The sequence below is a fragment of the Xanthomonas bromi genome, from assembly GCF_900092025.1.
Taxonomy (GTDB): domain Bacteria; phylum Pseudomonadota; class Gammaproteobacteria; order Xanthomonadales; family Xanthomonadaceae; genus Xanthomonas; species Xanthomonas bromi.
Genome location: NZ_FLTX01000013.1, coordinates 19,637 through 33,203 on the forward strand (window position 1 = coordinate 19,637; position 13,567 = coordinate 33,203).

A 13,567-nucleotide genomic window follows, 5' to 3' on the forward strand; every position below is an offset into this window, starting at 1 on the left:
GCAGCGCCCGGTATTTCAGCGGCCGTGTCGTGTGTCACAGGCGCAGAGGTAGCGCATTGATAGCGGTCGCTGCCGCGTCGCGATGCATCCGAATGTTCAGCCATACAGCTCGCCATCGAACAATTTGCGCGCCGTGCGTACCACCGCGGCGCGCACCACGGCACCCTGCGCATCGAGATCGATGATGCAGCCGCTTGCGCCACTGGGGTGTTCGACATCCAGCCGTTGGGTGCGTCCGTCGGACAACTGCGCCAGTGCATGTGCGGGCGAGCCGGGCAACAGGCAGGCAGTGGCGACGCTGACCGCGCCCAGTACGCCGATGGAGGCATGGCAGCGGTGCGGGATGAACGAGCGCACGCTGATCGCGCCACCGGCGCGCGGTGCAGCGACCAGCATCATCTTCGGTACCGTGGCTTCGCGCACGTCGCCCAGCCGCATCAACGGGCCGGCGAGCAGACGGAGCGTTTCCAGACGTGCCTTGAGCGCGGTGTCGGCATCGAGCGTGGCGCGGTCTTCGTAACCAATGATGCCGACATCGCTGGCGCGCAGCACCACGCAGGGCATGCCGTTGTCGATCAGCGTGACCTGCAGGCCGTCGAGTGTGTCCACTGCATGCCCGCTCGGCAGCAGTGCGCCGCACGAGGCACCGGCGATCTCCGCGAATGCCAGCGCGATCGGCGCGGCCGTGCCGGGCACGCCGTCGATCCGTGCATCGCCGTCATAACGTACCTGGCCGTCGGGGGTTTGCACGGTGGCGATGGCCAGGGTGCCGGTGTTGCGCATGAAGATGCGCACCTCGGTCTGGCCATCGCGGGTGGCCAGCAAGCCGCGTTCCAGTGCGAACGGGGCAACGCCGGCCAGCATGTTGCCGCAGTTCTGCGCGTCGCTGACTTGCGCCTGTTCCACTGCGACCTGCAGGAACAGATAGTCCACGTCGGCGTCGGCGCGTGTGGAGCGCGACACCACGGCGACCTTGGAGGTCAGCGGGTCGGCGCCGCCCATGCCATCGATCTGGCGCAGATCCGGCGAACCGTAGGCGCGCAGTAAAAACGCATCGCGCGCGGCGGTGTCGGCGGGCAGATCGTCGGCCAGGAAGAAGCCGCCCTTGGAGGTGCCGCCGCGCATCCACATCGCGCGCACGCACTCAGACATAGCGCAGGCCTTTGGCCGCCAGACGTTCGCGCATCGCATAGATGTCCAGGCCCAGTTCGCCCTTTGCCAGGCGCTCGCGCTTGAGCAGTTCGCGTGCCTCGCGCGCCTGCGCTTCGGCCAGCACATCGGCGGCGGTGGCGCGTGGCACCACGCACACGCCATCGTCGTCGGCCACCACCACATCGCCGGGCTGGATCAATTGCCCGGCGCACACCAGTGGCACATTGACCGAACCCAGCGTCTCCTTGATGGTGCCCTGCGCGCAGATGGCACGGCTCCAGGCCGGAAACTGCATGGCGGTGAGGTCGCGCACGTCGCGCACGCCGGCGTCGATGATCAGCCCACGGCAGCCGCGTGCTTGCGCCGAGGTGGCGAGCAGGTCGCCGAAGTAGCCGTCGCAACAGGCGCTGGTCGGCGCGACCACCAGCACATCGCCGTCGTGCAGTTGCTCGATGGCCACATGCATCATCCAGTTGTCGCCGGGCGGGACCGACACCGTCACTGCGGTGCCGGCGATGCGGCAGCCGGCATAGATGGGGCGTAGCCGATGGTGCAGCAGCCCGCTGCGTCCCTGTGCCTCATGCACCGTGGCCACGCCGGCCTGCGCCAGCCCGTCGACGATGACCAACGGCGTGCGCTCGATCCGGGTGACGACCTGGCTCATCCATCCATCCTCGTTAAGGGTGTACCGAGTCTGGCCGGGCAGAGCAAGCTGGCTCAAGATTCATTTGAGGTATGCATATTGATTTTGATTATAGTTAGAGCATGCAGCCGGCTCCCGAACCTAATTTGCGTCACCTTTACGCGCTGGCTGTGGTGCACCAGGCCGGGAGCATCAGCGCGGCTGCGCCGCAGGTGAACCTGTCGCAGCCGGCGTTGACCCAGGCCGTGGCGCGGCTGGAGCAGCAGCTGGGTGTGCGCCTGTTCGACCGGCATCCAGGCGGGATGTCGGCCACCGAGGCCACCCAACTGCTGGTGCCGCGTATCGAGCGGGTGCTGGCGCATCTGGGCCGAGGCATCGGAGTGGCGCGGCGTGCGCTGCGGCTGCCGGCGCGCACGGGCCTGGAACGGCGGGTGTCGCTGGGCCAGTTGCAGGCCCTTGTCGCGGTGGATGTGGCGGGCAGCTATTCGCTGGCGGCGGTGCGCGCCGGTGTCTCGCAACCGGCGATCTACCGCGCGGTGCAATCGCTGGCCGATGTGATCGAAGTGCCGCTGACGGTGCGCCGCGGCAAGACCATGCAGCCCACGCCGGTGGCGGTGCGGCTGTTGCGGCAGGTGCGGCTGGCGCTGGCCGAGTTGCGCGCCGGGCTGGACGATGTCGCCACCTTGCGCTCGCAGCACGCCGGCCGCCTCACCCTGGGGGTGATGCCGCTGGCGCGTGCGATCCTGTTGCCGCAGGTGTTGGCGCGGTTTGCGCGGGCGCATCCCGGGTCCAGCGTCCAGGTGGTCGAAGGCCCGTATGAGGAGTTGCTTGCGCATCTGCGCGAAGGCGGCCTGGATCTGTTGATCGGTGCGCTGCGCGATCCGTTGCCGGTGCGCGATGTGCTGCAGGAGACGCTGTTCGACGATGAGCCGGTGATCGTGGCGCGCAGCGGCCACCCCTTGGCCGGGCAGGCCTACACGTTTGCGCAACTGCTCGATTACCCGTGGGTGATCGCCACCGCCGGCACGCCGGTGCGCGCACGCTGGGAACAACTGTTCCGCGACCACCAGCTGGAGCCGCCGCCGCTGCGGATCGAGTGTGGCGCCGAGCTGACCGTACGCGGGTTGTTGCTGGAAGACGACTGGCTGACCTTGATGTCGCGCGATCAGTTCCTGTTCGAGCGGCGCGCCGGCCTGCTCGACGAGATCGGCAGCGCCGGGCCGCTGCTGCGCCGGCAAATCGGCATGACCACACGCAGCGATTGGTATCCCACCCGCGCGCAGTCGGCGTTCGTGCAGACGTTGCGGCAGGTCTGCGCCGAGCGCGTGCAGCCAGCCGATGCGCAGGGAGGGCCGTTTCGCTATTGCACGCCGACACCAACACCAACACCAACACCAACATCGACATCGACATCGACATCGACATCGTTGCGTTTACGCGCGGCCGGGTCAGAATCGGGCTCCTGATGAAAACGGATCACCGATGCTGCCCGATTGGGTGACAGGCACTTGGCTGCTGGCGCTGGACTGGGCAATTCGCCTGGTCGCGCTGCTGTGGATTCCCTCCCGCACCACGCCGGGTGCGGCGCGTAGCTGGCTGCTGCTGATCGGCTTCGTGCCGGTGGTCGGCCTGCCGCTGTATCTGTTGCTCGGCCAACCCTGGGTGTCGCGGCTGCGCGTGCAGCGGCAGGCCACCGCCTCGCAGGTGATCCGCGAACAGCAGCTGCCCTTGCATGCGCTGCGCTGGACGCCGCAGGCCGATACCTGCAGCGCCGAGGTGGTGCCGCTGATCGAACGGCAGGGCGATTTCATGCCCACCCTGGGCAATGCGGTGGAATTGCTCGACGACTACGCGCAGTCGCTGCAGGCCCTCGTCGCCGCGATCGATGCCGCCGAAAAACGCGTGCACCTGCTGTACTACCTGATGTTCGACGACGCAGTGGGCGAGGCGGTGGTGGCGGCACTGGAACGCGCCAGTGCGCGCGGCGTGCGCTGCCGTGTGCTGTTGGATGCGGTGGGCGCCAAGCGCGGCCTGCGTCGTTACCGCAAGCGCCTGCAGGACAGCGGTGTGGAAGTGCTTGCCGTCTTGCCGGGCGGCCTGCGCTGGCGGCGCAGTGGCCGCATGGATCTGCGCAACCATCGCAAGATTGCGGTCATCGACAACCAGATGGGGTTTGTCGGCTCGCAGAATCTGGCCGAGGCCGGATTCATCGATGGCGTGCCCAATCGCGAATTGGTGGCGCGCGTGCGCGGGCCGGTGGTCAATCATCTGGAAGCGGTGTTCGCCAGCGACTGGTTCACCGAAACCGGGCAGCGCCTGGACGTGTGGCCGGACGCACCGGTGTGCGAGGCCAATATCGCCACGCAGTTGCTGCCCAGCGGTCCGGCGTATCCCTTCGAAAATGCGCGCGATGCGATCAACGCAGTGATCCATCTGGCACGGCGCAAGGTGGTGTTGGTGACGCCGTACTTCGTGCCCGATGAGGCCTTGCTGAGCGCGTTGCGCATCGCTGGGGTCTCGGGTGTGGATGTGCAGTTGATCCTGTCGGAGAGCAACAACCAGCGTTTGGCCGCCTGGGCGCAGGAAGCCTATTTCGAAGAGCTGCTGCGCTGCGGAGTGAAGATTGCGCTGTATCGCCCGCACTTTCTGCATGCCAAGCACCTGAGCATGGACGAGGACATCGCGCTGGTGGGCTCGATCAATCTGGACATCCGCTCGTTCGCGCTCAATGCCGAGATCGGCATGCTCTGCTACGACACCGGGGTGGTGCAGCGGTTGCGCGAGATCGAGCAGGACTATCTGGCCAATGCACGCCAACTGGAGCTGGAACAGTGGCGTCGTCGCCCAGCCTGGCGCCGCAGCCGCGAGGGCATTGCGCGGCTGGCCGATGCGTTGATGTAGGGCGCTTGCGTCAATCCAGGCGCATGACCTGGAAGACGTTGCCCTCCGGGTCGCGGCCGTCGTACATCTGGTACGCAAACCCGGCGTAACGCTTGAGTTCGCCCACGTGCACGCCGGCGTGCTGCAGTCGCTCGCGATGCGCGGGCAGATCGGCAGTGATTGCGAACACCAGCTTGGTGGTGGCGTGGGCCGCATTCGCTGCAGCGTCTACCGCATGCGCCGCCGGTGGTTGCCGGTAGGCTTCGCCCACCCGGTGCAGCGCCAGCTCGATGCCGCCGGCGGCGAGCACCACCCACTCGTCGGCGATCTCCGCGGTGACGGGGAGCGCGAAGTGGGCCTGGTAGAACGCCTTGACCACCGCCACATCGCGGACGTAGAGGATGAGCCTGACCAAGGCGATGGACATGGTGCAGGCCTCCCGGGGCATGTGCCGATGCTGAGCGGCCGATCGTAAGCGCTTGCGATGCCGTGCGTGTGGGAGGCATTGACCCACGCCGCGCTCGCGGCGCTGTGGCACGACAATCGCGCAGCTAACGACGATGGGTCTTGCAACGCATCGCCTACAATGCCGGCATGAATGAACTGCGTGAGTCCGGCGATGCAGTGATCGCCATCGTCGGTGGCGGCGCCTCCGGTGTGCTGGTCGCGCTGCAGCTATTGCGTCAGGCCGTGGCGCCGTTGCAGATCGTCATCATCGAGCCGCATGCGGTGCTCGGTGAAGGCGTGGCGTATTCCACGACGCGTGCCGAACACCTGCTCAATGTGCCGGCCGCGCGCATGAGTGCGCTGGCGGAGCTGCCGAACGACTTTGTCGATTACCTGCGTGCGAACGCCAGTTGCCTCGCACTGGACGAGACGCCGTTGCCGCAGCAGTTCGTGGGGCGCCGGCATTACGCACCGTATCTACGCGGTCGCCTGCAGGCGGCGCAGACGCGGAGCCCGGCATCGCTGCGCGTGTACACCGCACGCGTGCAGACCCTGCAACCCACTGTCGGCGGCGCGCTGGTGCAGCTGGACGATGGACAGGTGTTGCAGGCCACCGCAGTGGTGCTGGCAGTGGGCAATGCGCTGCGGCCGCTGCCGCTGCGGGGTGCCGCCGGGTTGTCGCGCGCGCAGCGGGTGGAGGCCTGGGACACCGCGGCGGTGGCAGCATTGCCGCAGGACGCGGCGGTGTGCATCGTCGGCTCCGGCTTGAGCATGGCCGATACGGTGGTGGCGCTGGCCGCGCAGGCGCATCGCGCGGCGGTGCATGTGGTGTCGCGGCATGGGCTGTTGCCGTTGTCGCAGGCGCACGGCGGCGTAGCGGCGTTCGATCCGCAACCGCTGCTGACAATGCCGCTGCGCGCGCGCATGCGCACGCTGCGTCGGCATGCGCGTGATGCACTGGCGCAGGGTTTGCCTTGGCAGAGCGTGATGGAGCGCATCCGGCCACTGAGCCAGGTGCTGTGGCAGACGCTCTCGGTCGCCGACCAACGCCGTTTCCTGCGACATGTGGTGCGCTACTGGGACGTGCATCGGCATCGCATCGCCGCACCTGTGCATGCCCAGCTGCAGGCCATGCAGGCGCGTGGGCAGTTGCAGGTGCATCGTGCGCGGCTGGATGTGGCCTTCGAGGTGGGCGCTTGCGTGCGCGTGAGCGCCGGAGCCGCCAGTGCCGGACATGCCTTGCAGCTGGATGTGCAGACCCTGGTCAATGCCACCGGTGTGGAAATGCGCGTGCAGGCCATGCGTAACCCGCTGCTGCAACACCTGCTGGGGCAGGGCGTCGCAGTGGCCGGGCCGCATGGAATCGGGGTGGACACCGACGCCGATGGCGGCCTGATCGATGCCGATGGTCGCGCCAATCGGCGGCTGCGCGTGATCGGAAGTCTGCGCATCGGGTCGTTGTGGGAGAGCCTGGCGGTGCCTGAATTGCGTGAGCAGGCGGCGGCGATTGCGCGGGATCTGCTGGTGCTGCTGGGGCGTTGATCGGTGTGCCGGGAGCGGGAAACGAGCGGTGTTGGCTTGTCCCGCTGCGACAGTGGCCCCTGCAAGGGACGAAGGTGACGCATAGCGCCGGATGCGGGTGCGGGCGAAGCCTCGGAGACCCACATTTGTCGTGGCTACGCCTCGCGCCCTCACCCCAACCCCTCTCCCGCAGGCGGGAGAAGGGTTGGGGTGAGGGCGAGCATCCGCCTGCCTTCTCTTGCAGGCGGCAGAGCAACCAACGTGCTGCCTTCTCTCGCAGGTGCCAAAGCAACCAATGCCCTGCCTTCTCTTGCAGGCGCTAGAGCAACCAACGTGCAGCCTTCCCCCGCTTGCGGGGGAAAGTGCCCGAAGGGCGGATGGGGGCAGCAATCCCAGCCCTTTCATCGCAATCTCAGCCGCAGCGACGCCACAACCGGTAAAATGCGCCGGTGGATGTCTCTCATTTGCTCGATCATTTAAACCCCGCCCAGCGCGAGGCCGTTTCCGCGCCGCCGGGGCATTACCTCGTGCTGGCCGGCGCCGGCTCCGGCAAGACGCGCGTGCTGATCCATCGCATCGCCTGGCTCAACGAAGTCCAGGGCGTGCCCAACCACGGCATCTTCGCGGTGACCTTCACCAACAAGGCCGCCGGCGAAATGCGCCACCGCACCGACCTGCAACTGCGCAACGGCAGCCGCGGCATGTGGATCGGCACCTTCCATGGGTTGGCCCATCGCCTGTTGCGTCTGCATTGGCAGGATGCGCGGCTGCCGGAAGGCTTCCAGGTCATGGACAGCGACGACCAGCTGCGGTTGGTCAAGCGCGTGGTGCAGGCGCTGGAGCTGGACGAAAGCAAATATCCGCCCAAACAGATGAGCTGGTGGATCAACGAACAGAAGGACGAAGGCCGGCGTCCGCAGCACATCCAGCCCGAGCCCAACGACGATTGGACCGAGGTGCGCCGGCAGGTGTACGCCGCCTACCAGGAACGCTGCGACCGCTCCGGCCTGCTGGATTTCGCCGAGTTGCTGCTGCGCGCGCATGAGCTACTGCGCGACACGCCGGCATTGCTGGCGCATTACCGCGCGCGTTTTCGCGAGATCCTGGTGGACGAGTTCCAGGACACCAACGCCATCCAGTACGCCTTCGTGCGCGTGCTGGCCGGCGAGACCGGCCACGTGTTCGTGGTGGGCGACGACGACCAGGCCATCTATGGCTGGCGCGGTGCCAAGGTCGAAAACGTCCAGCGCTTCCTGAAGGATTTCCCCGGCGCGCAAACCGTGCGGCTGGAGCAGAATTACCGCTCCAGCGCCAACATCCTGGGCGCGGCCAATGCGGTGATTGCGCACAACCCGGACCGCATCGGCAAGCAGCTATGGACCGATTCCGGCGATGGCGACCCGATCGATCTGTATGCGGCCTACAACGAAGTGGACGAAGCGCGCTATGTGGTCGAGCGCGCACGGCAATGGGTGCGCGATGGCGGCAGCTACGGCGAAGTAGCGGTGCTCTACCGCAGCAACGCGCAATCGCGCGCGCTGGAAGAGGCGCTGATTTCCGAACAATTGCCGTACCGCGTGTATGGCGGCATGCGCTTCTTCGAACGCGCCGAAATCAAGGACGCGTTGGCGTATCTGCGTCTGCTCACCAACCGTAGCGATGACGCCGCCTTCGAGCGCGCGGTCAATACGCCCACGCGCGGCATCGGCGATCGCACGCTGGATGAAGTGCGCCGGTTGGCGCGCGCCAATGCGCTGTCGTTGTGGGAAGCGGCGATGCTGTGTACGCAGCAGAACACGCTGGCCGCACGCGCACGCAACGCCTTGGCCACCTTCCTCAGCCTGGTCGGTCAGCTGCATGCCGAAACCGGTGAAATGGAACTGGCCGAACGCATCGATCACGTGCTGATGCGCTCGGGTCTGCGCGAACATTGGGCCAAGGAAAGCCGCGGCGGGCTGGATTCGGAATCGCGCACCGAGAACCTGGACGAACTGGTCTCGGTGGCCTCTCGTTTCACCCGCCCCGACGATGAAGACAGCCAGGGCATGACCGAGCTGGTGGCGTTCCTGGCCTACGCCTCGCTGGAAGCCGGCGAAGGCCAGGCGCAGGCCGGCGAAGAAGGCGTGCAGCTGATGACGCTGCATTCGGCAAAAGGCCTGGAATTTCCGATCGTGTTCCTGGTCGGGCTGGAAGACGGCTTGTTCCCGAGTGCGCGCTCGTTGGAAGAGAGCGGGCGGCTGGAAGAAGAGCGGCGCCTGGCGTATGTGGGTATCACCCGCGCGCGCCAGAAACTGGTGCTGTGCTACGCCGAATCGCGCCGCATCCACGGCCAGGACAACTACAACGTGCCCTCGCGCTTCCTGCGCGAGATTCCGCGCGATCTGCTGCACGAAGTGCGCCCCAAGGTGCAGGTCTCGCGTACGGCCTCGCTGGGCGCGGCGCGTGGCGGCCCGGTGCATGGCGTGGTGGAAGCGGCGCCGATCAAGCTCGGCGCCAATGTCGAGCACCCTACCTTCGGTGGCGGCGTGGTCGTCGATTACGAAGGCGCCGGCGCGCATGCGCGCGTGCAGGTGCAATTCGATGAGGTCGGCGCCAAGTGGCTGGTGATGGCCTACGCCAATCTGACGGTGGTGTAGTCAGGGGCTCACTCGCCTGCGATTGCGTGTTCTGCAGGGGGCGGGGACAGCGTGCGAATGCATTCTGCGTGGGGCAATAGGAACCAACCGCTGGTGCACGTCATGCGTCGAGCGAGATCGCGTGACCGCCTTGCGGCAGATGGTAGGTGGATGAAGCGTCGTCTCCGTTGCTTTGTCGTGCGCTCACATTTCCCAACTGAAGGTTGAGTTGATCTGCTTGCCGTTCACGTTGAGTGTGGACGTGTTTGCGAGCACGACCAGGGTAAAGGGCGGAACACGCTTGTCGCCTCCGGCGTAAATCAGGCGGAGGATTCGGCGCTTGGTATCGAACGTCTTGACCTGGAAGTCGCTGCGCAACACCACCCCCTTGCTGTCGCCCGGCGCGTAGAAATGGAACACTGGCGATGACGGGACGAGGATCGCCGCCGACTTCGAAGGTCATCGCGTATCCGCCGCCTTCGAACGAAAGTGAGGAAGTTGCACGAGCAGGTGTGCTGAGGCATGCCAATAGCAACAGTGCAACGCAGGCGATTGCAAATCGTGTCATGACGTCATCCTTGAGCGTGGTCGTGCCGGAATGGCGTGATCGGGAGTATCGATGCTCGCACAGCGGCATTGCAACGGATGCGGCACGCATTGGAATGGCGACGCAGCCGTCACGCGGGTGAGGCCGGCGCTCGACAATCCGCTTTGGCTGTTGCCACCTCGGTGGTGAGCGCGCCAGTCGCTTCAACTCATCATCTGATCGCGACGTTCCGCAAGCCGCTTTGAGTCGGCAATCGGGGCCATTGGTGCGTCGCTCGATGCGCGCGGTGCCACATCCATGCCACCCTGGCACCACTTCATTGCAATGAGCGCGCGACGGCATGCAGACGGAAAAACAGAAAATGCTGGCAGGCGAACTCTACAGCGCGGCCGATGCGCAACTGCAGGCCGATCAGGCGGCGGCTGCGGAGTGGATGATGCGCTACAACGCCACCACTGCGCAGCCCTCCGCGCAGCGGCATGCCTTGCTGGTCGAGCGTCTTGCCGAGGTAGGCGCCGGCGCGGTGATTCGGTCGCCGTTTCATTGCGATTACGGCTACAACATCCGCCTGGGCGCCGGGGTGTTCCTCAACTTCAATTGCGTGATTCTGGATATCTGCGAGGTGCACATCGGCGACGGCACGCAGATCGGTCCCGGCGTGCAGATCTACGCTGCCGATCACCCACGCGATGCCGCCGGACGTGCCAGCGGGCTGGAGTTCGGGCGGGCGATCCGCATCGGGCGCAATGTGTGGATCGGTGGCGGGGCGATCCTCCTGCCGGGTGTCAGCATCGGCGACGATGCGCTGATCGGTGCCGGTGCGGTCGTCACCCGCGATGTGCCGGCCGGTGCGACCGCGGTCGGCAACCCGGCGCGCGTGCGCGAACCCCGGCACGCTCCCGATGCCGTGCCCATCGACTGAAGGCAACGCAGCAGAGCAGCTGACAACGCGCCTGCACAGCCGGTAGGCGAGCGCGGCCGGTGCGCTGCGAAGGCCGCGCGCGGCCAATGCGTTTGAATGCGCCGCCAGCAACTACCTGGCAAGCGCTCGCCAGGTTGGGTGAGCCGCTTCCAGCGCTGCCGTCCGCCAGCTGTCTGATTGATCCGTATCAAGATGTGTGATGCTGAGTGCCGCCAATCTGAAGTCGCCGGCGAGGCCGCCGGTCCATCCGGGAGGTCATCATGTACAAACGAATCCTGATCGCCATCGATGCATCCGAGCTGTCGCACCGCGGCTTGTTTCAAGGCCTGGAGCTGGCGAAGGCGACCGCTGCGAAAGTGGATATCGTCACCGTGTCCGAGCCGTGGGCGATGGGCATGTACGACGCAATGGGCTGGAGCGTGGGCGACGAAGCCAGCCCCGAATACCGCACCGAGCGCGAAGCGGCGGCCGAAAAGATCCTGCGTCCGGCACTGGAGTTGGCCGCTGCTGCCAATATCAAGGCCACGCCGCGGCATGTGCTGGATCGCTTCGCCGCCGAAGGCATCGTGCAGACCGCCGAGGAATGCAAAAGCGACCTGATCATCATGACCTCGCACGGTCGCCGCGGCGTGCGGCGCATGCTGCTCGGCAGCCAGACGGTGGAAGTGCTCACCCACAGCACGATTCCGGTGCTGGTGATTCGCTGATTCGTGTCGCCGTGTCGCCGTGTCGAAGCGGCCTTGCGCCCTGTTGGCCGATCGCTACGGCGCGGCATCTTGGTCAGGACTCGCGTTCATCGCGATGCTGCGCCGACAGCGACGCGGTGCGGCGATTGTTCACCGATCGCTGCAGCGGTGTTCGTAAGCGCTTGGTAGCGAGCAATGGCTACCGATCCGCGGACTCCAGCTCGATCGCACGCGCACGCAGCGGCCGGCCAGGACGACGCAGCGCTTCGGTATGCGCGAGCGGAGCGCCCTGCAGCGGCAACATGCCGGCGCGCACCGGAACGTCAACGCGTTGGGTGTGCGGGCTCAGTTCGCGCATGAAGCGCCACATCGGCACATGCTGGCCACGTCGCGGCGTGGGCGCGTGCGGTTTGGCGCGGCACTGGCGACGCCATTGCATCGGCGGCATGCCAAAGCGTTGCTGGAAGGCGCGTTGAAACTGCCGCTCCGATGCAAAGCCCATTTCGTACAACAACCACGTCAGGCTGCAATCCGGTAGGCCTGCAGATAGCGGTGCGCCGTGCATAGCCGCTGTTCGCGGATATAGCTGGCCACCGCACCACGCGACTGGAACAGGCGGTACAGCGACGCGCGCGATAACGCGAATGCCTGCTGCAACGACTCGGTATCCAGCTCCGCCTCGCCGATGTGCCGCTCGATGTAGGCCAGCAGGTCGATCATCAGCGGCGCATGCATCTCGACGGCCGAGGATGCTTGCGGAACGATGGCACTGTAATAATCGGTGTTGCTCATGCGCTGTGTTGCCTGCGGCCCACTCCCCGGGGCCTGTCCCTTGGTCAACCGAGAAAAGCATCGCCAATCCATCACGTCTGTTTCGCAAAGTTGGCGCTCGATCACGCAAGCGTTCCTGTGGGGTCCCGCACGGCGACGTGGCCTGCAAACGGCATCCGGCAATCGCCAGAAGCTGAACTTGGGCCAACGCCTGATCGGTTATGAGCGCCAGCCGAGCCCGCAGGCGTGTATGCGGGCCATCTACGTGCGCGATAGCACCCGCGCCCATGCCACGATGCAGAGCGCCACCGATTTCATACAAGCTGCCGAGTGCGCGGTCGTGCAGGCCTGCCGCTAGCTAGCGCGGCCTTGAGCTGGCGCATGGGCCAGAAAGGCACGATGAGGAGGATCGATGCAAAGGCGTGAAGGGGCTTGGTCCAGGTGGGGCGAGTGGGGTTGATGGTCTACACCTGACTCGCCTGGCGTCGCCGCGATGTCGCACACTTGCGCGCTGGTCGAACACAGGACGAGGCGATGGCACGGCGATATGGATGGTGCGGGACACTGGTGTGGCTGGTGACGTTCGGCGCGGTGGCGGCCGGTCCGATGCCCGGCGAATACGGCACCAAGCAAGGCTGGGGCAGCTTGCAGGTCAGCGACAAGGGTGGGGCGCGCCAGTTCAAGATTCACACTGTGGGCGCCAACGGCCACAGCTGTTCGCTGTCGGGAACCCTGCAGGGCGACAGGGCGGAAGTGAGCGAAGTTGTCGACGCGCCCTGCAAGCTCTCGTTCACGCCGGTGGCGGGCGGCTTCACCATCGCCGCACTGACCCAGGACAGCTGCCGCGATTACTGCGGCGTGCGCGCCGGCTTCGAAGGCGACTATCTGCAACTGCCGGCCGGCTGCACCTCCGCTGCCAGCAGCCGACGACGTGAAGCGTATCTGCGGGACTATCGCGGCAAGCGCTATGCCGAAGCACTTGCCGGCATGCAGGCGTTCGCAAGCGAGTGCGGCGAGTTCCTCAACTGGCGCGATCGCGACCGCTTTGCCAACGACCGCGCCCTCACCCTGCTGCGCCTGAACCGCCCGCAGGAGTGTCTGGCGGCGCTGGACGGCAGCATGGCGGGTCGCAGCCACGACGAGGACGCGTTCCAAGCCGAGCTGGATCAGAACAGCACGATGCTTCCGCCCAGCGACTGGGACACGTACCTGCCCATCGCCAGGTCCACCTGGTTCAATCGCAAACTCTGCGAGGCAGCCAAGCGCTGAGCGTGGGTGGCCTGTGTCGCTGCGCGCAGGTAAATGCCGGCAGACGGAATGGCGCCGTTGGTCGTTCGTGTGAGACCGAGAGCGCTGGAATGTCGGTGGTCATTGCGCTCACTG

11 protein-coding genes and 1 pseudogene are annotated in these 13,567 nt (G+C 66.3%); 7 read left to right on the forward strand and 5 right to left on the reverse strand.

Annotated features, from left to right (window positions below):
- Positions 1 to 96: 96 nt before the first annotated feature.
- The gene (locus XBLMG947_RS05200; protein WP_065466709.1) at positions 97 to 1,152 is read right to left on the reverse strand and encodes a 4-oxalomesaconate tautomerase; all 1,056 of its coding nucleotides are present in this window, start codon (positions 1,150 to 1,152) and stop codon (positions 97 to 99) included.
- Positions 1,145 to 1,816 carry a 4-carboxy-4-hydroxy-2-oxoadipate aldolase/oxaloacetate decarboxylase gene (locus XBLMG947_RS05205; RefSeq protein ID WP_065466710.1) on the reverse strand — a complete coding sequence of 224 codons (672 nt, stop codon included), beginning with the start codon at positions 1,814 to 1,816 and terminating at the stop codon, positions 1,145 to 1,147. Before XBLMG947_RS05205 ends, XBLMG947_RS05200 begins: the two co-directional genes overlap by 8 nt.
- Positions 1,817 to 1,917: 101 nt before the next feature.
- Here XBLMG947_RS05205 and XBLMG947_RS05210 point away from each other — a divergent pair, with 101 nt between their 5' ends.
- Both XBLMG947_RS05210 and cls read left to right on the forward strand, forming a co-directional pair.
- Positions 1,918 to 3,261, forward strand: coding sequence for a LysR family transcriptional regulator (locus XBLMG947_RS05210; protein ID WP_065466711.1), 1,344 nt, complete (start codon positions 1,918 to 1,920; stop codon positions 3,259 to 3,261).
- 16 nt (positions 3,262 to 3,277) lie between these two features.
- A complete protein-coding gene (gene cls, locus XBLMG947_RS05215; protein WP_065466712.1) occupies positions 3,278 to 4,696 on the forward strand; it encodes a cardiolipin synthase in 1,419 nt (472 codons plus the stop codon).
- Between the two features lie 10 nt (positions 4,697 to 4,706).
- Here the strand turns inward: cls and XBLMG947_RS05220 are convergent, their stop codons facing one another.
- Entirely contained in the window at positions 4,707 to 5,102 is a 396-nt protein-coding gene (locus XBLMG947_RS05220) for a VOC family protein (RefSeq protein WP_065466713.1), read from the reverse strand.
- A 167-nt stretch (positions 5,103 to 5,269) separates the two neighbouring features.
- On the opposite strand from XBLMG947_RS05220, the gene XBLMG947_RS05225 reads away from it, so the two are divergent.
- Together XBLMG947_RS05225 and uvrD are read left to right on the forward strand one after the other, a co-directional pair.
- A complete protein-coding gene (locus XBLMG947_RS05225) occupies positions 5,270 to 6,664 on the forward strand; it encodes an FAD/NAD(P)-binding protein (RefSeq protein WP_065466809.1) in 1,395 nt (464 codons plus the stop codon).
- Between the two features lie 428 nt (positions 6,665 to 7,092).
- Positions 7,093 to 9,279 carry a DNA helicase II gene (gene uvrD, locus XBLMG947_RS05230; protein ID WP_065466714.1) on the forward strand — a complete coding sequence of 729 codons (2,187 nt, stop codon included), beginning with the start codon at positions 7,093 to 7,095 and terminating at the stop codon, positions 9,277 to 9,279.
- Between the two features lie 183 nt (positions 9,280 to 9,462).
- Here uvrD and XBLMG947_RS05235 read toward each other — a convergent pair whose 3' ends face one another.
- Entirely contained in the window at positions 9,463 to 9,678 is a 216-nt protein-coding gene (locus XBLMG947_RS05235; RefSeq protein WP_065466715.1) for a hypothetical protein, read from the reverse strand.
- A 467-nt stretch (positions 9,679 to 10,145) separates the two neighbouring features.
- Here XBLMG947_RS05235 and XBLMG947_RS05240 point away from each other — a divergent pair, with 467 nt between their 5' ends.
- Positions 10,146 to 10,727 (forward strand): sugar O-acetyltransferase, encoded by a 582-nt coding sequence (locus tag XBLMG947_RS05240; protein ID WP_065466716.1) that lies wholly within the window; start codon positions 10,146 to 10,148, stop codon positions 10,725 to 10,727.
- A gap of 260 nt (positions 10,728 to 10,987) precedes the next feature.
- Positions 10,988 to 11,434, forward strand: a complete 447-nt coding sequence (locus XBLMG947_RS05245; protein WP_065466717.1) for a universal stress protein — start codon at positions 10,988 to 10,990, stop codon at positions 11,432 to 11,434.
- A gap of 178 nt (positions 11,435 to 11,612) precedes the next feature.
- Here XBLMG947_RS05245 and tagK read toward each other — a convergent pair.
- Positions 11,613 to 12,272 (reverse strand): annotated as a pseudogene (gene tagK / locus XBLMG947_RS05250) (transcriptional regulator TagK).
- Between the two features lie 446 nt (positions 12,273 to 12,718).
- Here tagK and XBLMG947_RS05260 point away from each other — a divergent pair.
- Positions 12,719 to 13,453, forward strand: coding sequence for a hypothetical protein (locus XBLMG947_RS05260; RefSeq protein ID WP_065466719.1), 735 nt, complete (start codon positions 12,719 to 12,721; stop codon positions 13,451 to 13,453).
- Positions 13,454 to 13,567 lie beyond the last annotated feature (114 nt).

What these genes read in the sequence shown, in the direction of transcription:
- XBLMG947_RS05260 (WP_065466719.1), top strand. Translation starts at nt 12,719, where the DNA reads ATGGCACGGCGATATGGATGGTGCGGGACACTGGTGTGGCTGGTGACG.
- XBLMG947_RS05210 (WP_065466711.1), top strand. Translation starts at nt 1,918, where the DNA reads ATGCAGCCGGCTCCCGAACCTAATTTGCGTCACCTTTACGCGCTGGCT.
- XBLMG947_RS05225 (WP_065466809.1), top strand. Translation starts at nt 5,270, where the DNA reads ATGAATGAACTGCGTGAGTCCGGCGATGCAGTGATCGCCATCGTCGGT.
- XBLMG947_RS05205 (WP_065466710.1), bottom strand. Translation starts at nt 1,816, where the DNA reads ATGAGCCAGGTCGTCACCCGGATCGAGCGCACGCCGTTGGTCATCGTC.
- cls (WP_065466712.1), top strand. Translation starts at nt 3,278, where the DNA reads ATGCTGCCCGATTGGGTGACAGGCACTTGGCTGCTGGCGCTGGACTGG.
- XBLMG947_RS05240 (WP_065466716.1), top strand. Translation starts at nt 10,146, where the DNA reads ATGCAGACGGAAAAACAGAAAATGCTGGCAGGCGAACTCTACAGCGCG.
- XBLMG947_RS05200 (WP_065466709.1), bottom strand. Translation starts at nt 1,152, where the DNA reads ATGTCTGAGTGCGTGCGCGCGATGTGGATGCGCGGCGGCACCTCCAAG.
- XBLMG947_RS05245 (WP_065466717.1), top strand. Translation starts at nt 10,988, where the DNA reads ATGTACAAACGAATCCTGATCGCCATCGATGCATCCGAGCTGTCGCAC.
- XBLMG947_RS05220 (WP_065466713.1), bottom strand. Translation starts at nt 5,102, where the DNA reads ATGTCCATCGCCTTGGTCAGGCTCATCCTCTACGTCCGCGATGTGGCG.